Origin of the sequence: Clostridium sp. AF34-13, from assembly GCF_003477845.1 — a bacterium.
Taxonomy (GTDB): Bacteria; Bacillota; Clostridia; order Lachnospirales; family Lachnospiraceae; genus Butyribacter; species Butyribacter intestini.
The window spans coordinates 77,668-100,719 of the sequence record NZ_QUEB01000002.1 but is presented as its reverse complement, the minus strand read 5'-3'; the positions used below and the strand labels follow the sequence as shown (position 1 = coordinate 100,719).

Here is a 23,052-nt window from a genome sequence, read left to right as displayed (position 1 = left end):
CATGTTAGAAATTATCAAATCAATTATTTTTGGAATCGTGGAGGGAATTACTGAGTGGCTGCCAATAAGCAGTACGGGTCATATGATTCTGCTTGATGAATTTATAAAGATGGATGTATCTGATAAATTCAGAGAGATGTATCTTGTAGTTATCCAGCTTGGAGCAATAATGGCGGTAGTTCTTCTTTTCTGGTGGAGAATATGGCCGTTTTGTAAAGAGGAGAATTTCAAAAAACATTATGTAAAACATAAAGCTGCCGGTTTTTTAGATAATTTTAAGTTTATCAAACAGGATATATTTATAATGTGGTTTAAGATAGTAGCCGCCTGTGTTCCGGCAATTATTGTTGAAGTTGCATTCGGGGATAATCTGGAAAAATGGTTTTATAATTACAAAACCGTAGCAATAATGCTTATATTGATAGGTATTGTATTTATTATTGTCGAGGAAAAGAACAAGAAAAATATACCTTCAGTTAATAAAATTGGTCAGATTACATATACGACAGCTTTTTGGATAGGAATGTTCCAGCTTGTAGCAGCAGTATTTCCGGGGACATCAAGATCAGGAGCAACTATCATAGGCGGACTTATACTTGGTCTTTCGAGAACAGTAGCGGCAGAGTTTACATTTTATCTTGCGATTCCGGTTATGTTTGGGGCAAGTCTTATAAAAATAATTAAATTTGGACTTGGTTTTTCTGCTCTTGAAGCAGGAATATTGCTTACAGGTATGATAACGGCATTTATAGTATCACTTTTTGTGATAAAATTCCTCATGGGATATATTAAAAAGCATGATTTCAAAGTGTTTGGCTGGTATAGAATTATTTTGGGGGTACTTGTACTCGGATATTTTGCGTTGGCAGGTTAAATAAATCCGGATGTGTGTAAATAAGCAAATGATTATGAATAGTATAGAAAAAGTATAAAAAAACTGAGAAAAAACAGTAAAATAGTTGTTTTACAGCTTGACATAATATTTTTAACAATGTACAATATTACTCGATAGTAGGAAACACCTACTACCCTTTTTTCAATTCATACCTAGGCATCCTGTACCCGCAGGATGCCCCCTTTTTTTATATAGAATTTATACAGTAAGGGTATATAATATCAAAACATATGTTTTGATATTATGTCAAAACTTATGTTTTGATGTTGTTGACAAGAACCCGTATAAGCATTATTATATCAGTCAGAGACTTTAACTTTTTAAGGAGGTGTTCGTATGGATTTTCAGAGGATTGATGAAAATACTGTTCAGTGTAGAATGACAGAGGAGGAAATGAATTCATACGGTTTTGCGATAGAGGATTTTTTTACAAATCAGGAAAGGTCAAGAGAGTTTCTTGAGAGTATCGTTGAGATGGCAGAGGAAGAGATTGGCTATGAGATAGAAAGCGGCATGGTGTCTATGCAGCTTATGCGTATGCCGGACAATTCTCTTACTATCACATTTACTGACAGAGGGGAAGATGCCATTCACAATATGCTCAATCAGATACAAAATCTTGCGGGCATACTTGATGAGTCTGGCACACCGGATGTTGTTGTGAACGGTGTGTTAAAGGAAAAAGACGAGTCAGGTGATGAAGAACTGTCAGAAGCAGCCACTGATGAGGTGGAAAATGTGCAGATGGACAAGTTTAAAAATGATAATTCTCTTTCAGAGGATGAGCAAAAGAAAGCGTTTAAACAGCATTTAAAAGATATTGAAAAGCAGAAGAAGGCAAAAGAAAAGCAGGCAGCATCAGCAGCAAAGGTATTTTGCTTTGATACTTTGCATGATATAGAAAGATTTGCCGAGACTTTGAAACTTGACAAAAATATTCCAAGCAAACTTTATAAAGATGTTTCAAATGGAAAATATTATCTGTTTGTTAAAAAAGGTAAACTTAAGTTTGGTGATTATACAAGAGTCTGTCATAAACTTACGGAATATGCAAAGTTATGTTCACAGCAGGCATACATAGAGCAGTATTGCAAGGAACATTTTGAGTGTCTTATTTCTAAAAATGCTCTTAAGGTATTGAAAGAATATTAATAAATAAAGTGGGAGTATTGTAGTATAGCATGAGATATAATTATGATTTAGATGATACATCAGTAAATCCGAGGAAGATAATTACCGGTATCCTTATCACTTTAATTGAGATAGCGATAGTCGTACTTGCAGCTTTTTTGATAGTCCGCTATGGTCTTGAAAGAATGACTATGTCAGGAAATGGCATGGAGCCGACTGTAAAAGATGATGACTCAATTCTTATAAATAAAATGTCGTATAAACTTCATTCCGTAAAAAGAAATGATGTTGTGGTTTTGAGACAGAATGGAAGTGAGCATAATTATTATGTGGTGCAGAGGGTTATCGGTCTGCCGGGGGAAAAGGTCAAGATAACTAACGGTGAAGTCTATATTGATGGAAAAGTTCTTGATGAAAAGTATGATTTTCCGCTTATGAAAAACGGTGGACTTGCACTTGATGAGATAACACTTGACGATGATGAGTATTTTGTGCTCGGAGATAACAGAAATGACTGTGAGGACAGCCGAAATGCCAGCATGGGAAATGTATTAAAGAGCGACATAGTAGGAAAGGCATGGATAAGGACAAATTCATTTGCTTTTATAAATCAGATTGACGGTTTTAAAAAGAGTGATAGTTCGTCATCATCAGAAGTAAAATAATATAAAGTTTTTGTCGCATCAAGGGTGTAACAGGCAGTATAAAATGTCGGTTGTATAGTAGAGCTGCAGTAAAGATTGTGTGTAAGCAGCAGAACATATAAAATGTTTATAAAATTTTAGGTGTTTGGCGGCAACGGTATAATTGATATGAAAATAAGGGCGTAAATTATAAAGTTTGCGTCCTTTTTTAGAAAATGAAGTATGTGGAGGATGGATATGGATAATTCAATTAAGATAACTATAGGGGTCATAATTATTCTGGTTCTTGTCGTGATAAAAGTGGTATATGACGAGAAAAAGTATATGGAAAAACTTACATCAAGGCTTAAGAGGACATGGGGACAGCCGACGAGACAGGAATATTCCGAGGTGATATGGAAAAATATAAAATATTATCATGAAAACACGGCAGGAGAGAATGATATCGATGATATTACATGGAATGACCTCGAACTTGACAGAGTTTACGAAAAGATAAATCATACTAGGACATCTGTGGGAGAAGAATATCTCTATGCAATGCTGCACAAACCTTGCACGGACAGTGAGGAGCTTGCAGAAAGAGAGCGTGTTATCGAGCTGATGGCAGATAATGAGGAAGAGAGATTGAAACTTCAGATTGCATTTTCACAGATGGGAAAACCTGGGAAAATATCGGTTTACGAATATATGAACAGTGTGAAAGATATAAATGCACCGAACAGATTAAAACATATTTTATCTGGTATTTTGTTTCTCATAAGCGGAGCGTTGTGCTTTGTGTGGCCGTCAGTTATGATAATTGTTTTTGTGGCTGTTGTTGTGCATAATATCTTTTCATATTATAAGGACAAATCATTGATTGAACCCTATATACAGTTATTTGGGTTTATAGTACGCACTGTGGCACAGAGTCGGGATATTGTAGATTTAAAGATAAGTGGTCTTGAAGATTATATGGATAGTCTCGATAAAAGTGTAAAGAGTTTCAAAAAGTTTTGTAAACACAGTTCACTTATAGCGGGAGGTCAGATGGGTGGAGACCTTCTTGATTCACTTATGGATTATGTCAGAATGTTGGTACACATAGATATAATAAAGATGTGTACGATGGTATCTGAGGCAAAAAAACTCAATGAGGAATTATTTAATATATATGAGGTGATTGGTTTTCTTGACAGTATGATTTCAATCTGTTCATACAGGGAAAGTCTTGAAAACTGGTGTATTCCTGAGTTTGATAATAAAAATATCGGGATTGGAGCCAAAAATTTATATCATCCGCTTATTGCAAAGCCGGTAAAAAACAGTATCAGTGTTGAAAAATCTGTTCTTCTTACGGGTTCAAATGCTTCGGGTAAATCGACATTTATCAAGACTGTTGCGATAAATGCCATATTTGCACAGACGATAAATACTGTGCTCGCAGACTCATATAAAACCTGTTTTTACTATATATATTCATCAATGGCATTGAGAGATGACCTTGAAAACAGCGAAAGCTATTATATAGTTGAGATAAGGTCGCTCCAGAGAATACTGGATAAAGTAAAGGAAAGCAAAGTTCCGGTACTTTGTTTTATAGACGAAGTCCTAAGAGGCACGAATACACTTGAGAGGATAGCATCATCATCCGAGATACTTGCGTATCTTGCGGGGAAAGGTGCAATGTGTTTTGCAGCAACGCATGATATAGAGCTTACAAATATGCTCAAAAAGTATTATGTTAATTATCATTTTGAGGAGCATGTTGACGAGGAAGATGTTTTGTTTGATTATAGATTGAGAGAGGGTGCGGCGAATACAAGAAATGCCATAAAGCTTTTGAATATGATAGGTTATGATAAGGTTATAACCTATAATGCTGAAAAGCAGGCAAGGGATTTCTTAAAAAACGGACTCTGGAAAGAAACAGAATAATCATCATATTTATTATATATATGCCTGCGTGGCAATAATATATCGTTGTCTTTGTTTAAAGCGAAAACAGAAATACAGCGACAATGTATTATCAAGTTGCTTTTAATCGAAAACAGAAATGATATTGTATAACTTTATTTGAAATGGAAACACTACACATTAAAAAGAAAGGTGTGGTGTTTATATGAGCAGAGATTTTAATGGTTCGTATGTGAGAAAAGCAGGACTTATATGTGGATTTTTAATAGTGATAGCTGCATCAAATTTTATAAGTTACAGGTCAGCAGTAAAAAAGCTTGAAAAAATGTCGCAGAAGTCGGAAACATATATCACAAGTCAGATGAAAGATTATACGGATGCAAAAGTTAAACAGTATTATAACAAGATTAAGGACAGTAGTGGGTCTGAAAGTGTGACGGCGGGTACTAAAAATAATGATAAACTTACCGTGCAGACGATTTATCAGGTAGAAAAATATGATTCTGCAAAAGATATTTCAAGTGCAGAGTACAGAAATCTTCCTGAAAAACTTGTCGGAATGAACAAAGAACAGGTGGAGGCATATTGCCATGACTATATGAACAATATGTCGGCGGATGAGTTTCTTGCAGGATTGCAAAGTATGGGAGTTGTCAGTTTTTCAAGTGACAGGCTTGTCATAAAGAAGATATATGACCAGACAAAGATAAAGTATAAGTATTATCTTATTGCCATTGACGGTGAAGTTGTTGTATATTATGGAGATAAGAAAACAATTTTTGACTATACGGGGATAAAAACCTCAAGACTTGACAAAAAAGAGAGAAATGCTCTTAAAAAGGGCGTTGAAGTAAAAGATGAAGATGAATTGTACGGCATTTTGGAGAACTATTCATCCTGACAATATTAAGGAAATGGAGATAAAAATGAGGAGTGTTCCGATTTTGATAATAGGCGGTGGAGCAGCGGGGATGATGGCTGCCGCATCAGCAATAGAGCAGGGTGGCAGAGTGATGGTTATTGAAAAGATGGCAATGCTTGGCAAAAAAATCCTTGCCACCGGAAATGGAAGATGTAATTTTACAAATCTAAAACAGCAGCCTGAGTTTTATCACGTGACAGGGAGTGACGATGTCTGGAAACTTCTCAGAAGATTTGATGAGAAAAGAACCATCTCATTTTTTAAGGAAGCAGGAGTTTATCCTGAGGAGAAAGACGGCTATGTATATCCAATGTCAATGCAGGCTGTTTCACTTAGAAATTGTCTTGGGAGAAAGCTTGATAAAGCTGAGATACACTTCGAGGAGGAAGTAACTGATATAGAGCAAAAGACAAGTGCGACAGGAAAAAATACTGGCTTTATCGTAAAGACAACAAAAGATAAATATCTGGCTAAAAAGATTATCGTGACGGCGGGTGGCATGGCTGCGAAGTGCCACGGGAGTGACGGAAAGTGCTTTGGGATATTAGCAAAGCTTGGACACACGGTAGTTACTCCTGTTCCGGCACTGACATGGTTTAAACTCAAAGAAAAATACACGAAACTCTGGGCAGGTGTGAGAGTAAAAGGCATTATAAAAGCATATGATGAAGATAAAAAGCTGCTTGCACATGACAAAGGCGAATTGCAGCTTGTCGCTTCAGGAATATCCGGAATCCCGGTGTTTCAGGTCAGCAGATATATTTCAAGGGAGCTTGAAATGTCAAAAAGACCATATATCGAAGTTGATTTCCTGCCGGAATTTAGTGCGGAAGAATTGTACGAAGAGCTTTTGAGAAGAAAACGGTGCCATCCAAAGCTTGAAACTTCATATATACTTGAGGGTATTATGAACAATAAACTTACAGATGCCGTTTTATTAAAATGTGGTATAGGTAGCAGGACATTACTAAATGAACTTACGGGCAGACAGTGCCAAAATATATGTGCGGCAGTAAAGTGTTTCAGAGCAGATGTAAGCGAAACGGCGGGATTTGACAATGCACAGGTAACATCAGGCGGTGTCAGCAAAAGTGAGATGGATTTTGAGGATATGAGTTCAAAAGTCTGTGACGGATTGTATCTTGCCGGTGAGATAGTTGATGTTGACGGCATATGCGGCGGTTACAATCTCCAATGGGCTTGGAGCAGCGGATATATTGCAGGAAAGAGTGCGGCAGGAGGAAAACAGAAGTGATACATATAGGTCAGTTGAAGATACCTGTTGAAAAAGTTATGGCGGAGGCTTCAAAACAGGATTTAAAAAAAGGAATAATATCGGCCGGTGAGACTGCCGTTATAAAGAGGTATATAGAAAAAAAGCTGAAAATAAAACAGAGTGACATAAAAGAATTTACGGTGCTCAAAAAATCGGTGGATGCGAGAAAAAAAGAACAGATATTTTTTATCTATCAGGTTGATTTTTTTACAGACAATGAAAAAAGGGTCTTGAGCCGTTATAAGAAAAATGATGTGACGATAAAGAGTGAAAAAAAAGAAAACTATACAGCAAAATGTGAAGCTGCGGCAGAAAAAGATACATCTGAAAAGATAGTCATAGCCGGCTTTGGACCGGCAGGACTGTTTGCGGCATATGAACTTGCATTAAGCGGTTACAAGCCACTTGTAATTGAGCGTGGACTTGATGTTGACAGCAGAAAGAAATCAGTTGAGCATTTTTGGAAAACAGGTGAACTTGATACTGAGAGTAATGTGTCATTTGGCGAGGGCGGTGCAGGAACATTTTCGGATGGAAAGTTAAATACTATGGTAAAAGACAAGTTCGGCTATAACCGCAGAGTGCTTGAGACATTTGTAAAATTTGGTGCACCTGCCGAGATACTCTATCTTCAAAAACCGCATATCGGGACAGATAAACTCGCCGATGTTGTGAAACATATGCGGCTTGAAATAGAAAGACTTGGCGGCGAGGTGAGATTTGGTGTAAGATTAGACTCATTAAATATAAAAAATACAGGCAATGGTGATAGCAAAAAACTTGAATCTATAAATGTTACTGACAGATTTTTAGGTAAAGCGGAGGTTATAGAATGTGACAGGCTTATACTTGCGATAGGCCACAGTGCAAGAGATACATTTTTAAGCCTTAATGAAAGCGGTGTCAAGATGCAGCCAAAATCATTTGCGATAGGTGTCAGGGTTGAACATTCGCAGGAAATGATAGGAAGAAACCAGTACGGCGAACTTTACAAGGCACTTCCTACGGCAGATTATAAACTTACGCACCAGACGAAAGACGGCAGGGGAGTATATTCATTTTGTATGTGTCCCGGAGGCTATGTCGTAAATGCCTCATCCGAAAAAGGTATGCTTGCCGTAAATGGTATGAGCGATTATCTGAGAGACGGCATAAATGCCAACAGTGCCATCGTCGTGACTGTAGGAGTTGAGGACTTTGACGGCACAGACGCACTTGCAGGAATGAGGTTTCAGAGAAAATGGGAAAAGAAAGCATTTGATGCGGCAGGCGGAAAGATACCGGTTCAACTTTTTGGTGACTTTAAGAAAAATGTTGTAAGTAAAGAGTTTGGCAATGTCAGACCTCAGACAAAGGGTGAGACAGCATTTGCAAATGTGAGGGAAATTCTTCCGGGAGAAGTTGCAGATTCCATTGAGGAGGGAATAACTGCATTTGAAAAGAAGATAAATGGTTACAGCAGGGATGATACATTGCTTTTAGGTATTGAGAGCAGAACATCTTCTCCGGTAAAGATAGTAAGAGACGACACCATGCAGTCTAATATAAAAGGATTGTATCCGTGCGGTGAAGGAGCAGGATATGCAGGCGGTATTACTTCTGCGGCGATGGATGGAATAAAGACAGCAATAAAGATAACAGGAGGAAAATAGCAATGACAATGGATGAAAAGATAAAGAGGATAAACGAGTTATACCACAAATCTAAGGCTGAGGGACTTAATGAAGAAGAACTTGCGGAGCAGAAGCAGCTCAGAAAAGATTATATTGCATCTGTAAGAGGAAATCTTACGAGCCAGCTTGAGGGGATAACAGTAGTTAATCCCGACGGAACAGTGGTTGACATGAAGAAAAGAAGAAAGAAATTGCATTAAAATGTGATTCTCAGGTGAAAAGCAGGCATCAAAAAAGATGATACCATCGTAAATTATAAAGGAAAAGATATAACAACTATGGAAAAATCTGTTTTAAGAAAAGAAATGAAAAGACTGCGCAGGGAAATGACCGCAGAGGAACGAAAGATAAGAGATGAAAAGATATTTGAAAACCTGACAACCCTCAGCCGCTTCAAAGATAAAAAATGGTTTTACATTTACGTATCATATGGAACGGAAACAGATACAAAAGAAATAATAAAATATCTTCTGAGTCTGAAAGATAAGAAAGATATACATATTGCGGTACCGAAAGTGTTAGGCACAGAGATGGAATTTTTTGAGATAGACTCACTTGATGAACTTAAAAAAAGCAATATGGGAATATTAGAACCGAATAACCACAGGTTAGTAAATGTAAAAGATGTGGAATATTTTGAAAGATTAAATCCGGCAGAAAATGTTGTCATGATACTTCCGGGGCTTGCCTTTGATATAGAGCGTGGCAGAGCAGGCTATGGCGGTGGCTTTTATGATAAATATCTGAACCGGTATGGTGCGGATGATTTTTTGAAGATAGGTATATGTTATGATTTCCAGATGCAGAAATACGACACTATCAAGATGGAAGAAAATGATGTGAAAGTAGATATGACGGTGACTGATAGGGCTTATTATTGATATAAATATAATCTCTTTTTTATAATTAATCACAATTTGAACACAATCAATACACAAACTAAACAAATTTTGATTGTATTATTGTACTTGTAATAAAGAAACAGACACAAACAAAAAGTAACAATAAAGATACATGAGTGTGAGAGGAGAGATTTATATGCGTAAAAATAATTTTTTAAAGATAACAACATATGCAGCAGTATTTGGACTTATAGGTGGAATGAGTTTTGAGGGAACGACTTATATTTCAAACAAGTATTTAAATAAGTCGGCAGTAGAGAGCACAAGTTCAACGACAAAGAGTATCGACAATACAAAGACACTTTCATCAACATCTACAAAGACAAGTAGTTCTGACGGAGTTTCAGGCATCTCTGAAAATGTACTTCCGTCAATAGTAGCCATTGATGTAAAGACGACGGAAACTTCTACAGATGTATTCGGAAGGACATACAAACAGGATGCGAGTGGAAGCGGTTCGGGAATAATTGTTGCACAGGACAGCAAAAATATCTATATTGCAACAAACAATCATGTTGTTGCTGATGCAAACAGTGTATCTGTTACATTTAATGACAAGAGTGTTTATTCTGCTGTCGTAAAGGGAACTGATTCAGACTCAGACCTTGCAGTTGTTGAGGTGCCGGTATCAAAACTTTCAGCAGATACATTGAGAAATATAAAAGTTGCGACACTTGGAGATTCAAGCAAGACAAAAGTTGGAGCACAGGCTATCGCAATAGGAAATGCTCTTGGATATGGGACATCTGTAACAGTAGGTTATATAAGTGCAAAAGACAGGGAAGTATCAAGTGAAGATACTAACATGAAGCTTCTCCAGACGGATGCAGCTATTAACCCGGGAAACAGCGGTGGAGCACTTGTTGATTCAACAGGGGCAGTCATCGGCATAAATTCATCAAAATATGCAGATACATCAGTTGAGGGTATGGGGTTTGCAATACCTATCAATACTGCAATACCTATCATCAATGATATTGTGAAATCCCAGACTGTATCAGAAGATGAACAGGCTTATCTTGGAATAAAAGGAACTGATGTATCATCAGAATACGCACAGTATTACAATCTTCCGGAGGGAATTTATGTATCAAGCGTGACAAGTGGTTCTCCGGCAGAAAAAGCAGGCATCAAAAAAGGTGATGTTGTCGTTAAATATAAAGGAAAAGATGTAACAACTATGGAAGGTCTGCAGGAGAAGATGAGTCGCTCAAAGGCAGGAGACAAAGTGGAGATTACCGTAAAGAGAGCTGATAATGGTGAGTATAAAGAGGTTAAGGTTACTGTTACACTTGGCAGAAAATCAGATGCACCACAGGAAACGACAGACAGCAGTTCATCAGAGGGAAATTCTGATTCAGATAATGGCAGCACAAATAATGGTTCAGACAGTAACAGCGGTCAGAACAGCCGGAATGGAGGTTCATTCTTTAACTAAAAGAAAAAAATATATTTACAAGCATATGATAATATGTTAAACTACAATAGTTGTGTTCAGATTTATCTGAATTGCGGCATGAAACTACCGGCACTCAGTATAAGGTCGCTCCGTCCTATTCTTAGTGTCAGGTGAAATATTATCAAATACCCCGTAGAGGGACAGGAGGTCAATTATGATTAGCAAAGAAAAGAAAGCAGAGATTATCAAAACTTACGGACGTACACCAGAGGATACAGGTTCTCCAGAGGTACAGGTAGCTCTTTTAACAGCACGTATCGTTGAGCTTAACGAGCATTTAAAAGAGAATAAGAAGGATCATCATTCAAGACGCGGTCTTCTTAAGATGGTAGGTCAGAGAAGAAATCTTCTTGCTTACTTAAAGAAAAAAGATATCGAAGCTTATCGTGAACTTATTGCTAAATTAGGTTTAAGAAAATAATCTGTTTAGGTATCAATATGCTGGAGATTACAGCATAACATAAAATGCCATCAGTGTTGTTTGGATAAATAATGCTGATGGCGTTTTTGTACTTTGGCTGCATAAGATAAGATTAATGTGTCGCTGTAAATACAGAAAAATAAATAAACTTGCAAATATTAAAATAAAATGATATACTTATACAGATGTTGTGTGGGCTGGAGCCGAGACTGCTGAAAAGTATATCTTTTTTTGTTATATGAAAGATTTTATATAAAAACAGTAAATTTTTCAATGAGTGTTAAGATATATTTTTCAGTTGTTTCGGGACAAGGGCCTACATAAAATAAAATCGGCAGGGCATACCTCGTGTTATGGTAATGTTTTGCATTGTAGAGAAAGGAGATTTTCATGGCATATAAATCATTTTCCATGGAACTTGCTGGCAGAACTCTCACGGTAGAGGTTGGGAGAGTTGCTAAACAGGCAAACGGTGCAGCTTTAATGCACTATGGTGATACTACTGTACTTTGTACAGCTACGGCATCAGAAAAACCTAGGGAGGGAATTGATTTCTTCCCACTTTCAGTAGAATTTGAAGAAAAAATGTATTCAGTTGGAAAAATTCCGGGAGGATTTAATAAGCGTGAGGGAAAGGCATCAGAGAATGCAGTTCTTACCGCACGTGTCATCGACAGACCTATGCGTCCGCTCTTTCCAAAGGATTATAGAAATGACTGTTCTCTTAACAATCTTGTACTTTCAGTTGACCCTGAGTGCCGTCCGGAACTTGTAGCGATGATTGGTTCAGCTATAGCTACATCTATTTCAGATATTCCATTTTATGGACCATGTGCTACAACACAGCTTGGTATGGTAAACGGTGAGTTTATTGTAAATCCAAGTCAGGAAGTATGGGACAGTGGAGAACTTAAGCTTACAGTTGCATCAACAAGAGAAAAGGTTATCATGATAGAAGCAGGAGCAAAAGAGCTTCCTGAGGACAAGATGATAGAAGCCATCTACAAATGCCATGATGTAAACCAGACTATCATTGCGTTTATAGACAAGATGGTTGAAGAAGTAGGAAAGCCAAAGCATGAATATACAAGCTGTGCTATTCCTGAGGAAATGTTTGATGAGATTAAAAAGATTGTTCCTCCTGAAGAGATGGAAGTTGCCGTATTCTCAGATGATAAGCAGACTCGTGAAGAAAATGTGCGTCAGGTAACAGAAAAACTTGAAGAAGCATTTGCTGAGAATGAGGAGTGGCTTGAAATTTTGCCTGAAGCTGTATATCAGTATCAGAAAAAGACAGTACGTAAGATGATATTAAAGGATCATAAGCGTCCTGACGGTCGTGAGATTACACAGATTCGTCCGCTTTCGGCAGAGGTAGACCTTATACCTAGAGTTCACGGTTCTGCAATGTTTACCCGTGGACAGACACAGATTTGTAATATCACAACACTTGCACCACTCTCTGAGAAGCAGAAAGTTGACGGACTTGATCCTAATGTTACTGAAAAGAGATATATGCACCATTACAACTTCCCTTCATATTCAGTAGGAGAGACAAAGCCGAGCAGAGGACCGGGACGCCGTGAAATCGGACATGGTGCACTTGCTGAGAAAGCACTTTTACCGGTTCTGCCTAGCGAAGAGGAATTTCCATATGCTATCAGAAGTGTATCTGAGACTTTTGAGTCAAACGGTTCAACATCAATGGCTTCAACATGTGCATCTTGTATGTCACTTATGGCAGCAGGTGTACCTATTAAGAAAATGGTAGCAGGTATTTCATGTGGTCTTGTTACCGGCGAGACAGATGATGATTTCGTACTTCTTACGGATATTCAGGGACTTGAAGATTTCTTCGGAGATATGGACTTTAAGGTTACAGGTACTACAGAGGGTATCACAGCTATTCAGATGGATATTAAGATTCACGGTCTTACAAGACCTATCGTAGAGGGTGCTATCGCAAGATGCCGTGAGGCAAGACTTTTTATAATGGATACTTGTATGAAACCGGCTATTTCCGAGCCTCGTAAGGAAGTTGGAAAATATGCACCAAAGATTATCCAGATGCAGATTGATCCTCAGAAGATTGGTGATGTAGTAGGTCAGAGAGGAAAGACTATAAATGCACTTATAGAGCGCACAGATGTAAAGATTGATATTACTGATGACGGTAATGTATCTATTTGTGGTGAGGATGCTGAAAAGATGGCTGAGGCTAAACGACTTATCGAAGTCATCACGACAGATTTCTATGAAGGACAGATTCTTGAAGGAGAAGTTATCAATATCAAAGAATTTGGAGCATTTATTGAATTTGCACCGGGAAAAGAGGGCATGGTTCATATTTCAAAAATTGCAAAAGAGAGAATCGACCATATTGAAGATGTTCTTACATTAGGTGATCATGTTAAGGTTATCTGCCTTGGAAAAGACAAGATGGGCAGAATGAGCTTTAGCATCAAGGATGTGAGATGATTAGGAACAATGTTTTTAAATTAAAAGCGGAATAAAAAGCAAAAAAGAGATTTTGATAATATCAGAATCTCTTTTTTCAGTATATTATATAGATGATAATTTTTGTTGCATAAATGCCGGGTGCTTTTTCCAAAACTTCCAAAAAATACTCGACATTTTAGCTCAATAGATGTAATATGTAATTAATGGGAGAAAAAAGAGGGATAATAGGAGAAAATAAATACGATAGGAGTCAAAGGTGCATGAAGTCGATTGAAAAAAGGGATTCGGTAAAATTGTATGCGGGTGTTTTACTGTGTACGATTATGTCAGTGGTGGCAGTTATAATTGTTGGAAATAGAGATATAATTTATGACCGGTTTGTGACAGGAGTTTATGGCAATGGAAGTATAATTAGTATTATAAACCAAAAGGTTATTATTGCAGGTACGGAAGTAAAGGTTATACCGTTACTTCCATTTAATATAAAGGCGGTTGCTGTTGCACTGGCTGTCTTTATGGCAGGCTGTACTGCAGTTCAGCTTCGCACAAGAAAAGGAGTATTTGTAGCGTTGTCAGGCCTGCTTATGATTATGGTTGTACAGTGGTGGTTTATATTTAAGAGTGTCCTTTATATTCCGGTTGTGGAGATTTTGTCTTTTTCAGGATTTACATATGTAATACTCAGTATTATAAAATTTATTGTATATAGATATAATACGAAAAATCTGCCTATAGGTGCAGTAGTAAAGTTTGTTAGAAATATAGTAAATATGGAATCAGAGACTACATATGCTAATTATCTTTTGAACAATAAAAAGCAGATAGAAAAGTCGTTATCGGCAGAACTGATACATCCGGCAATGACAAACAGCTCAGGGTTGCTTAAAAAACTTTCAGATGAAAATCACAGAAACAAAAAGTTTGTGGAAACACAGTTGTTTGGCAGAGAAAAGTCAAGCACGACAACGGTTGTACAGACAAGGACAAAACTTTTCAGGGGAGTATCTTATCTTGCTTTTATACCAATGCCGGTTATCGACAAAAATTCAGAAGAATTGGTTTACACGGTCATAGGTCTTGAACGAAAACTTGGTGTTCAGAGGGCATCGCATATCTCGACAATGTTATTTTCTATGTATATTTATTTCAGGGCGAAACATGAGAGAGATGAACATCAGAGAATTTATTTTTCAATGTTGTCTTTGATGATTTCCGTTATAGATGCAAAAGACCCTGTTACAGCAGGTCATTCACAGAGGGTTGCCGAGTTGTCAAGGGATCTTGGAACATGGCTTGGACTTGACAAGAGACAGATGTTTGATCTTGAGTTTGCTTCACTCATGCACGATATAGGCAAAATAGGTGTATCGGATTATGTGCTTAATAAGCCAAGTGTTTTTACAAGAAGTGATTTTGAACAGATGAAAAATCATACCGTGCGTGGAGCTGAGATGCTTCAGGAAGTTGGTATGAGTGACAATATAGTAGCGGGTGTAAGACATCATCATGAGAGGATTGACGGCTATGGTTATCCTGACGGAGTAAAAGGTGATGAGATAAATCTGCTCGCCAAGATTATTAAAATAGCAGATGTTTATGATGCTCTTACAAGTAAAAGACAATATAAAGAAGCATGGAAAACAGATAAGGCAATGGACATCATATACAATGGCAGGGGAACAGAGTTTGATGAACATATTGCAGATGTGTTTATCGAACATATGGCACCTGACACATGGATTCCGCCTGTTCAGGTGACTCAAAAACACGGTTCTGACAGCCTTATGGACAAGGCTGTCAGCATTGCTGTTGATTTTTATGGAAAATATAAAAAAGAGATGGACGAGTCTTATGCAGTTTCAAGTAAAAACAATGATAAAGTAGAATTATGTAATAAAGATTCGTTTATGGGGTATGATTGGGGAGAGACATTTAACAATGGAAGATTTCTTGTGGAAAAACCACTTATAATTGCATATGAAAACAAGACCGAAAGCCTTATTTTTGCCCAATCTTCCTCTGATGAATGTGTGGACAAGATTTATTATTACTTTTTTAAGGGTTTTGTCAATCTTGGAGTCTTTCTGTTAAAGAGAGATAAAGTGGGAAGTGTTTTAGATGCATTGATAAACGAATATGGTGTTCCGGTAAAAGTAAGTGACGAATTTATGTCATACAAATGTGATAAGATGAGAATAGTATTTTATCATACAAATGATGATAATTGCCTGTTGTTCTATATACCTGAGTATATGTGTGCAAACTATGTTTTTGAGAATGACAGTACAGATGTGGCAGTGTAGAAGTGAGGATTGATATGAGGCAAAAAGAAAACCGCCATAAAAGACTTGGTACAAAGAAGATTTCAGGCATAGGGCTTATGATAGCACTTGCATTTGTGCTAAGCTATATAGAATCAATGATACCTATAAACATCGGTATTCCGGGAATAAAAGCAGGATTTTCAAATATAGTCGTTATTTTTGCCATGTATGTGTATGGTCCGTTTACAGCTTTTGGCATAGCAATCGTCAGGATAATACTTGTCGGATTTACATTCGGAAGTCTTGCAAGTCTTATGTATAGTTTTGCGGGCGGTATGCTGAGCTTTTTTGTAATGTTTATTTTAAAAAAAGCAGATATTTTTTCCGTGAACGGAGTGAGTGTGGCAGGTGGTGTGAGTCATAATACGGGTCAGATAATAGTAGCTATGCTCGTTCTTAAGACAAAATTGCTAATATATTATCTACCTGCACTTATAATATCCGGAACTGTTGCAGGGGTAATCGTCGGCATAGCAGGGGGGCTTCTGATAAAGAGGATTGGATTTGTTATTCGTTCGCAAACCTGACAGGCGGAATGAGAAGCATATGAGAGATATAAAAAAGTATGGCAGAAGAGGCGTGAAAAAATTATTCCATGAATATGTACTATTCATGGAATAATTTTCTTTGTGCGTAAGTATTGCGGTAATCGGACGGGCTTTGTCCGGTTATTTTTTTGAAAGCACTTGAAAAATTGTGATTATCAGAGAAACCTATTTCATATCCAATCTGTGAGATAGGTTTATTTGTGTCACTGAGCAAAGCCTTTGCCATATCCATCTTTTGATTTAAGATGTAAGTTTTCAGTGAAACACCCGATGCTTTTTTAAAAAATGTCGTTATATATTTTTCATTGTAGCCGAAATATTCTGCTATCTCACTGACTTTGAAATTTTCTCTTATCCGCCATGAGATATAATCGACAATATCGGTGTATAACTGTACATGGCCGCCTTTTAGGGAAACTCTTCCGTTAGAGAGGTAGAGCTGGCTGTGAAGTTCCATCAGTGCCGCAGTTATATTGAGTGAGTTTAACATTTTACTTCCGTATTTTCTGTCGCTGTCCTGAAGCTGTTTTAATAAGACTATGATTCTGTCAATACGCGGAATCGTGTTTTGCACGGGAAGAATCATATTTTGATTTTTATGTATATTATTTAGAATATCATGTTCGCTCATTGAACAACGGGGGGATATAAGTTCATTAGGATAAGTAAAATGCGTCCAGTAAAAGGTACATTTAGACGGCTTATATCCGTACTGTTTAAGTGTCGGCGGCATAATAAGATATTCTCCATTTTTTACTACATATTGTCTTTTGTCGTCTGCTATATAAAGTTCGCCGTCAGTCATAACGATAAATTCATAATCCGTAAGTGCCCTTGTAATGTGTGTCCAGTTTTCGTCAGGTGCAATAAACTTGCCTGCCCAGTTGAATTGCAAGGGGCTTGCTAATTGAAAATTTAATACATCCATATGTTTTACCATACCTTTCATATCCTTTATATACATTATATATTATGGGATTTATGTGTGCAATATACAGGAGTGCCATGCTATGAAAAAATTACACCTAATCTAACTTTTGGGTAAAACTTTTTCGTAACAAACATAACTTAATAATATTCTGTAAAAATGGGATAGATGATAAAATTTATATTGTAACAGGAAGAGAATATAGTGTGAAAAACATGTGCAGAAATGAGGATTAGTGTGAATAACCTATGTACAGGCTTTTTCGCACTTGGAATTTGTGTATATGCACATTTAACACAGATTGAGATTACTAAAAGAAAGGAAAGCGTTATGAAAAAGACAAAGAAAGCAGCTAGTAAATGTATTGCCATTGTCATGTCATCGGCTATGGTTCTCTCAATGCCTTATATTGCAGGACTTCAGATGTCAGCACAGGCGGCACAAAAGATTAACAGGGATGACAACAGTATAGTATATGCGGTCGATTGTGGTGACCTTGATGTGACTACGACACCCGATGACGGACCTCTCGGAACACACAACAGTGTAACGGATCAGGTATATGGTGCTGATGCACAGACAGGTTATAAATGGGGAATCGTTGACAGTGTAAGTTCTCCGCTTACAAACGGCAGTTGTTCGATTGGAGGTGTGAGCACCGATTGGACATGGCCATATGAATTTGTAAGTGGGGACCAATCTAAAAAAACTGCAACAAACAGATATACAAAAAACCAGTTTGAGACAAGCACAACTATATCGGCAAATCAGGCAAGACATATTGATTATAAGTTTGAAGTCGAAAATGGTGAATATTATGTAGAGGTCGGCTTTACAGATCCGTGGGGCTGTTCAAAGACACCGTCAGTATATGCTAATATCGGCAAAGATGATGCGACAGAGATTGCCAAAGATTTTGATGTGAGTACTAACTCAGGTGTGGTGACAGGCACAGTAAAGGTAACAGACGGAGAACTCACTATCAATGCAAGAGGAACGGGTGATGACAATAAGGCAATAAATATGACTTATATCACTATCAAGGAAGCAGGAGATACCACGCTTGCACAGACAGACCTTGATGCGATAAGTATTCCGGAGACAGTGAGCGGTGATATAGAACTTCCGTCAAAAGGAAGCTTAGCTGACAGTGAGATAACTTGGTCGAGCAGTAATGAGAGTGTTATATCAAAAGACGGAAAAGTTACAAGACCTGCGGCCGGTGAGAGTGATGCTGAAGTTACACTTACGGCTGCGGTTAAAAACGGAAATGTTACACTTACAAAAGATTTTAAGGTAACAGTCACAGCTAAAAAAGATATGACAGACCTTGAGTATTTTGACAGCGAAAAAGTGGAAGTTACGGATGAATACTATCAGAACGCTTTAGAACTCGATGTTGAGAATATGTTAAAACTTGATGCAGACAGACTTCTTGCAGGTTTCAGGGAAACGGCGGGTTATGCAGCAGGAATGAGTGCATCAGAAATAAAAGAGTATATGAAAAACAAGGAACGCTACGGAGGTAACTGGGAAAACTCACTTATCGGAGGACATATACTCGGACATTATATGTCAGCAGCTGCACAAGGAATAGTAAATCCTGGTGTTACGGCTGAGCAGAAAGAAAAACTTACGGAGAGATTAAACTATATCATTGACTCACTAGCTGACTGTCAGAAAAAGACAGAGGGAGTAACAGGTATTGAAGGATATATATTTGGAGCAACGCTTCCAAGCAGTGAATTTAAGAAAAATGTAGTGCTTCAGTTTGACAATGTAGAAAGCGGAAAGACAAATATCTCAACACAGGCATGGGTTCCGTGGTACACGATGCACAAGATACTTGCAGGTCTCACGGATGCCTATGAAGTTGCAGGAAATAAGACGGCACTTGAAGTTGCGAACAAACTCGGTACATGGATTGCTAATAGGGCAAACGGATGGAGTTCATCAACACAGAGTACGGTGCTTGGCATAGAGTACGGAGGAATGAACGATGCGTTATATCAGCTTTACAAAGTGACTGACGCATCAAACAAAGAAGATTTTTACAGTGCAGCTCACAAGTTTGATGAGACATCATTATTTGAGGGTGTTCTTAAAGGAACGGATAATATCTTAAATAATAAACACGCAAACACTACAATACCTAAATTTTTAGGTGCACTCTGCCGCTATGAGACGGACGATACACAGACAAAATATCTCCAGTATGCAGAGAGTTTCTGGCAGATGGTAATAGACAAACATACATATGTTACCGGAGGAAACAGTGAGGACGAGCATTTTGGTGCCGACAATGTTCTAGACGGTGAAAGAACGGTTTGCAACAACGAAACTTGTAACACTTACAATATGCTCAAACTCAGCAGAAGACTTTTCGTGATAACAGGTGACAAAAAATATGCGGACTATTATGAGACAACACTTATAAATGCCATAATGTCATCACAGGATCACAAAACAGGTCTTACAATGTATTTCCAGCCTATGGCGAGCGGTTATCAGAAAGTCTTTGGAACGCTTGAAAACAGTTTCTGGTGCTGTACGGGTTCAGGAATGGAAAACTTTACAAAACTTCAGGACAGCATTTACTTTAAGGGTAAAAATGTTATCGCAGTAAACCAGTATCTTGCATCAAAAGCTACAGGTGACGGCTATGTCATTGAGCAGAAGGGTGACCTCTCAAAGAGCGACACGATGACATTTAAGGTAAGTGGTGACAGTATTACATTTAATCTCAAACTCCGTATGCCATATTGGGTAAAAGACGGTAAGGCAACAGTAAAATTCGGTGATGAAGAATACGATTATGAAGTAAAAGACGGATATATAGTTATCCCTAACGAAAAGATAAGTCAGGGAGCAGAGTTTGGCATCAAACTTCCTATGGAAGTAAAGGCATATAATCTTGCTGACGGCAAAGATACATATGCATTTAAATACGGTCCATATGTACTCAGTGCAAAACTCGGAAAATCTAAACAGTCAACAACTTCACACGGTGTTTCCGTGACAGTGCCGAGTGCCAAAGCAGTTGCAAACGATACTATAGGTATCACAAATGCCGATTCTGTAGATGAGTTTATCGCAAATATAAATGAAAACCTTGTAAAACAGGATGGAACGATGAACTTCACATTAAGCGGTACAAATGTGGATTATGTATTTACTACTCATTACAATCAGGATGAGGAAAATTACGGTATCTATTGGACATATTATGTTGATGCTGACGGAAGAAGCAGCCAGGCAGTGCTTGATGAAAAGCAGAAAAACAGGATAGAAGATGCAACCATCGACAAGATAGAGCAGTTAGGCCGCGGTCAGTATGAGCTTAGATTTACGCTTGCTGACGGCAAGGAAACCGTGGACGGACTTATCGACAACGGTTCCGTTGCGGAAGATGCACCAAACTTAGCAAGATATGCACAGGCATCAGGTTCATTTACATATAAGATGATTGCGGATGAGAGCGAGGATAATTATCTTCTTGTGACATACGCAAAAGAAGATGACGGAAAGCCTATAAAGATAACTGTCGGTGAAAGCGTTATAGCTGATGAGATACTTGACAGCACAAAAGCTGAAGTTAAGAACATAACACTTGCCAATGCCGACAGGGAAGATTATTATCAGGTGATGTATAAGATTCCTGCTGATGTTGTAAAGGACAATATCAGTGAGTTAAAGGTTATTGAGAATGAACAGGAAGTTACAAAGAAAGTTATAAACATTACATTCTCGGGCGGAGATAAAGAGTCGGCAAGAGTTTGCAAGTCACTTTCGCTGATGAGGGCATTTAGAAATACAAACACGCTTACATCGGTCGAGTATAACGGACAGACTCTCACACCTGATAAAGAGGGTAAGATAGAGATAAACACTACATATGACAAAGTACCTGAGGTTAAATTTAATATCTCGGATAAAGGCGGATATGTGATGGCAGGCTCAGATATAGTAGATGAAACAGAAAATAAAAAGATAAAGACAAACGGAAAAGTAACGGAAGTTAAGATAAAAGTATATGCACAGGATTTTGAGACTGTATCAGAGTACACACTTGTCGTAAATACTGATTATACGGGACTTGACCTTTCAGCAAATCTTGTAAAGGCATTTGGATTTGAAAATAATATTGATGGAGCAAAAGCGGTTTCAAAAGCTTTGGTACCTGCGGTAATCTCAGGCAAGACATATACTTACACGGACGGAAATACAAATAAGGCACTGTCAATGGACGGAACATACGGACTTAAACTTCTTGATGACGCGTCAAAACTCGGTGAGAGTTATACCATCAGTTTTGCGATGAAGCCGTCAGAAGTCGGAAATAAGTATAATCCTACACTTACGGCAGGAACATTCAGTCCTGAATATTGGCTCAATCTTACGCTTGACGGAAAGATATGGACACATGATTCGGCAGGATATATTGAGACAACGGTATCAAATGCTTATACGGCAGGAGAGTGGCAGACAGTCACACTTACCGTTGATGGAACAAAACAGGGTACAAAAGACGGAACTGTATCAGGAAAACTTTATGTGAACGGAGAAATTGTATCTGAGGGAAATGTTGCAAAAGACATAATGAAAAAATCAGGTGCCGCAGTTTACTTTGGAGTTAATGCATGGGATGCTTACTTTAATGGTGGACTTGATGATGTATTATTATTTGACAAGGCACTTACGCAGTCAGAGGTATCTGCACTCGGATGTAATGTTATAAATGCTGATACGGTAAAGAAAGCCAAAGAAACAGCTTCACCTTCGCCATCACCGGTGACAGGGGATGATACAAAGCAGCCGGAAACACCTGCTACAGGTACAGAACAGCCGGATGTAAAAGCTACAGATACACCATCACCTGCTGAGACATCTAAGGCACCACAGCAGACAACAAGTGAGCCGCAGCAGACTGAACAGGCAACGGCTGCACCGACAAAAACACCGGATAACAACGGTTCAGATAACAATAACAATACCACTACGAAACCTACGAACGAGCCGACAGCGGCACCGACAGTAAAACCTACGACAAAACCAACGGTAAATCCGACAAAGACACCTGCGACAACGAAGAAACCGACAGTAAAGGTTAAAAAGAAAAAAATGTCAGTTAAAAAAGTTATTGCAAAGAGAAACACTAAGAAGATAACAGGTGTACTTTCTGTTTCAGGAACAAAAGTAATGGTTAAGGTAGGCAGTGCAAAGAATAAGAAAGCAAAAGTAAAAGGTAAGAAATTTACATTTAAGGTTTCAAAGAAACTTAAGAGAAAGACTAAGATAGTTATTACAGTAACAAAATCAAAATATTATAAGGTTAAAAAGACTGTCAAAGTAAAATAAAAGTTATATTAAAGGCAGAGAAAAGATGCGGGATTAACTGTATCATAGTCTGAAAAAGAGTCCTCTTTAGACAGATTGGATATATCCATCTGTTTAAGGAGGATTTTTTATTGTTTATGGATTTGTTGTGTTTTGCAGCGGATTTTTTAGAAAAAACTGCACATACTTTTATTGTGCAAGAGGCAGAAACAGTTGACGATACTTGGAAAATT

General features: G+C 37.8%; 16 protein-coding genes. 15 read left to right on the top strand and 1 reads right to left on the bottom strand.

Annotated elements, in window-relative coordinates; all coding sequences use genetic code 11:
• Position 1: 1 nt before the first annotated feature.
• From DWZ63_RS02300 to DWZ63_RS02235, 14 genes are all read left to right on the top strand, one after another.
• Positions 2-874: an undecaprenyl-diphosphate phosphatase gene (locus DWZ63_RS02300; protein ID WP_055942397.1), complete on the top strand. Its 873-nt coding sequence runs from the start codon at positions 2-4 to the stop codon at positions 872-874.
• A 357-nt stretch (positions 875-1,231) separates the two neighbouring features.
• Positions 1,232-2,047: an adaptor protein MecA gene (locus DWZ63_RS02295; protein ID WP_055942395.1), complete on the top strand. Its 816-nt coding sequence runs from the start codon at positions 1,232-1,234 to the stop codon at positions 2,045-2,047.
• Positions 2,048-2,076: 29 nt separating this feature from the next.
• Positions 2,077-2,691, top strand: coding sequence for a signal peptidase I (lepB, locus tag DWZ63_RS02290; RefSeq protein ID WP_055942392.1), 615 nt, complete (start codon positions 2,077-2,079; stop codon positions 2,689-2,691).
• A 216-nt stretch (positions 2,692-2,907) separates the two neighbouring features.
• Entirely contained in the window at positions 2,908-4,590 is a 1,683-nt protein-coding gene (locus DWZ63_RS02285) for a hypothetical protein (protein WP_055942389.1), read from the top strand.
• A 184-nt stretch (positions 4,591-4,774) separates the two neighbouring features.
• Complete coding sequence (locus tag DWZ63_RS02280; RefSeq protein ID WP_055942387.1) at positions 4,775-5,470, top strand: BofC C-terminal domain-containing protein; 696 nt, start codon at positions 4,775-4,777, stop codon at positions 5,468-5,470.
• Positions 5,427-6,746 (top strand): aminoacetone oxidase family FAD-binding enzyme, encoded by a 1,320-nt coding sequence (locus tag DWZ63_RS02275; RefSeq protein ID WP_118498561.1) that lies wholly within the window; start codon positions 5,427-5,429, stop codon positions 6,744-6,746. Before DWZ63_RS02280 ends, DWZ63_RS02275 begins: the two co-directional genes overlap by 44 nt.
• Entirely contained in the window at positions 6,743-8,419 is a 1,677-nt protein-coding gene (locus tag DWZ63_RS02270) for an FAD-dependent protein (protein ID WP_243020458.1), read from the top strand. The genes DWZ63_RS02275 and DWZ63_RS02270 overlap by 4 nt, the downstream gene beginning before the upstream one ends.
• A gap of 2 nt (positions 8,420-8,421) precedes the next feature.
• The gene (locus DWZ63_RS02265; RefSeq protein WP_022014987.1) at positions 8,422-8,640 is read left to right on the top strand and encodes a DUF896 domain-containing protein; all 219 of its coding nucleotides are present in this window, start codon (positions 8,422-8,424) and stop codon (positions 8,638-8,640) included.
• A gap of 78 nt (positions 8,641-8,718) precedes the next feature.
• Positions 8,719-9,321 carry a 5-formyltetrahydrofolate cyclo-ligase gene (locus DWZ63_RS02260; protein ID WP_022014988.1) on the top strand — a complete coding sequence of 201 codons (603 nt, stop codon included), beginning with the start codon at positions 8,719-8,721 and terminating at the stop codon, positions 9,319-9,321.
• A 157-nt stretch (positions 9,322-9,478) separates the two neighbouring features.
• Positions 9,479-10,780: a trypsin-like peptidase domain-containing protein gene (locus DWZ63_RS02255; RefSeq protein ID WP_182431421.1), complete on the top strand. Its 1,302-nt coding sequence runs from the start codon at positions 9,479-9,481 to the stop codon at positions 10,778-10,780.
• 175 nt (positions 10,781-10,955) lie between these two features.
• The gene (gene rpsO, locus DWZ63_RS02250) at positions 10,956-11,222 is read left to right on the top strand and encodes a 30S ribosomal protein S15 (RefSeq protein ID WP_022014990.1); all 267 of its coding nucleotides are present in this window, start codon (positions 10,956-10,958) and stop codon (positions 11,220-11,222) included.
• A gap of 390 nt (positions 11,223-11,612) precedes the next feature.
• A complete protein-coding gene (locus DWZ63_RS02245; protein WP_243020457.1) occupies positions 11,613-13,700 on the top strand; it encodes a polyribonucleotide nucleotidyltransferase in 2,088 nt (695 codons plus the stop codon).
• Positions 13,701-13,942: 242 nt separating this feature from the next.
• Positions 13,943-15,985, top strand: coding sequence for an HD-GYP domain-containing protein (locus tag DWZ63_RS02240; RefSeq protein ID WP_182431420.1), 2,043 nt, complete (start codon positions 13,943-13,945; stop codon positions 15,983-15,985).
• A gap of 14 nt (positions 15,986-15,999) precedes the next feature.
• Positions 16,000-16,533: a Gx transporter family protein gene (locus DWZ63_RS02235; RefSeq protein ID WP_055942361.1), complete on the top strand. Its 534-nt coding sequence runs from the start codon at positions 16,000-16,002 to the stop codon at positions 16,531-16,533.
• Between the two features lie 79 nt (positions 16,534-16,612).
• Here the strand turns inward: DWZ63_RS02235 and DWZ63_RS02230 are convergent, their stop codons facing one another.
• Positions 16,613-17,494, bottom strand: a complete 882-nt coding sequence (locus DWZ63_RS02230) for an AraC family transcriptional regulator (protein ID WP_207664374.1) — start codon at positions 17,492-17,494, stop codon at positions 16,613-16,615.
• 225 nt (positions 17,495-17,719) lie between these two features.
• On the opposite strand from DWZ63_RS02230, the gene DWZ63_RS02225 reads away from it, so the two are divergent.
• A complete protein-coding gene (locus DWZ63_RS02225; protein WP_182431419.1) occupies positions 17,720-22,840 on the top strand; it encodes a beta-L-arabinofuranosidase domain-containing protein in 5,121 nt (1,706 codons plus the stop codon).
• Positions 22,841-23,052: the final 212 nt, after the last annotated feature.

Excerpts from the sequence above, each read along its gene's own strand:
- DWZ63_RS02300 (WP_055942397.1), top strand. The coding sequence starts at position 2 with ATGTTAGAAATTATCAAATCAATTATTTTTGGAATCGTGGAGGGAATT.
- DWZ63_RS02295 (WP_055942395.1), top strand. The coding sequence starts at position 1,232 with ATGGATTTTCAGAGGATTGATGAAAATACTGTTCAGTGTAGAATGACA.
- lepB (WP_055942392.1), top strand. The coding sequence starts at position 2,077 with ATGAGATATAATTATGATTTAGATGATACATCAGTAAATCCGAGGAAG.
- DWZ63_RS02285 (WP_055942389.1), top strand. The coding sequence starts at position 2,908 with ATGGATAATTCAATTAAGATAACTATAGGGGTCATAATTATTCTGGTT.
- DWZ63_RS02280 (WP_055942387.1), top strand. The coding sequence starts at position 4,775 with ATGAGCAGAGATTTTAATGGTTCGTATGTGAGAAAAGCAGGACTTATA.
- DWZ63_RS02275 (WP_118498561.1), top strand. The coding sequence starts at position 5,427 with ATGAAGATGAATTGTACGGCATTTTGGAGAACTATTCATCCTGACAAT.
- DWZ63_RS02265 (WP_022014987.1), top strand. The coding sequence starts at position 8,422 with ATGACAATGGATGAAAAGATAAAGAGGATAAACGAGTTATACCACAAA.
- DWZ63_RS02260 (WP_022014988.1), top strand. The coding sequence starts at position 8,719 with ATGGAAAAATCTGTTTTAAGAAAAGAAATGAAAAGACTGCGCAGGGAA.
- DWZ63_RS02255 (WP_182431421.1), top strand. The coding sequence starts at position 9,479 with ATGCGTAAAAATAATTTTTTAAAGATAACAACATATGCAGCAGTATTT.
- rpsO (WP_022014990.1), top strand. The coding sequence starts at position 10,956 with ATGATTAGCAAAGAAAAGAAAGCAGAGATTATCAAAACTTACGGACGT.
- DWZ63_RS02245 (WP_243020457.1), top strand. The coding sequence starts at position 11,613 with ATGGCATATAAATCATTTTCCATGGAACTTGCTGGCAGAACTCTCACG.
- DWZ63_RS02240 (WP_182431420.1), top strand. The coding sequence starts at position 13,943 with ATGAAGTCGATTGAAAAAAGGGATTCGGTAAAATTGTATGCGGGTGTT.
- DWZ63_RS02235 (WP_055942361.1), top strand. The coding sequence starts at position 16,000 with ATGAGGCAAAAAGAAAACCGCCATAAAAGACTTGGTACAAAGAAGATT.
- DWZ63_RS02230 (WP_207664374.1), bottom strand. The coding sequence starts at position 17,494 with ATGGTAAAACATATGGATGTATTAAATTTTCAATTAGCAAGCCCCTTG.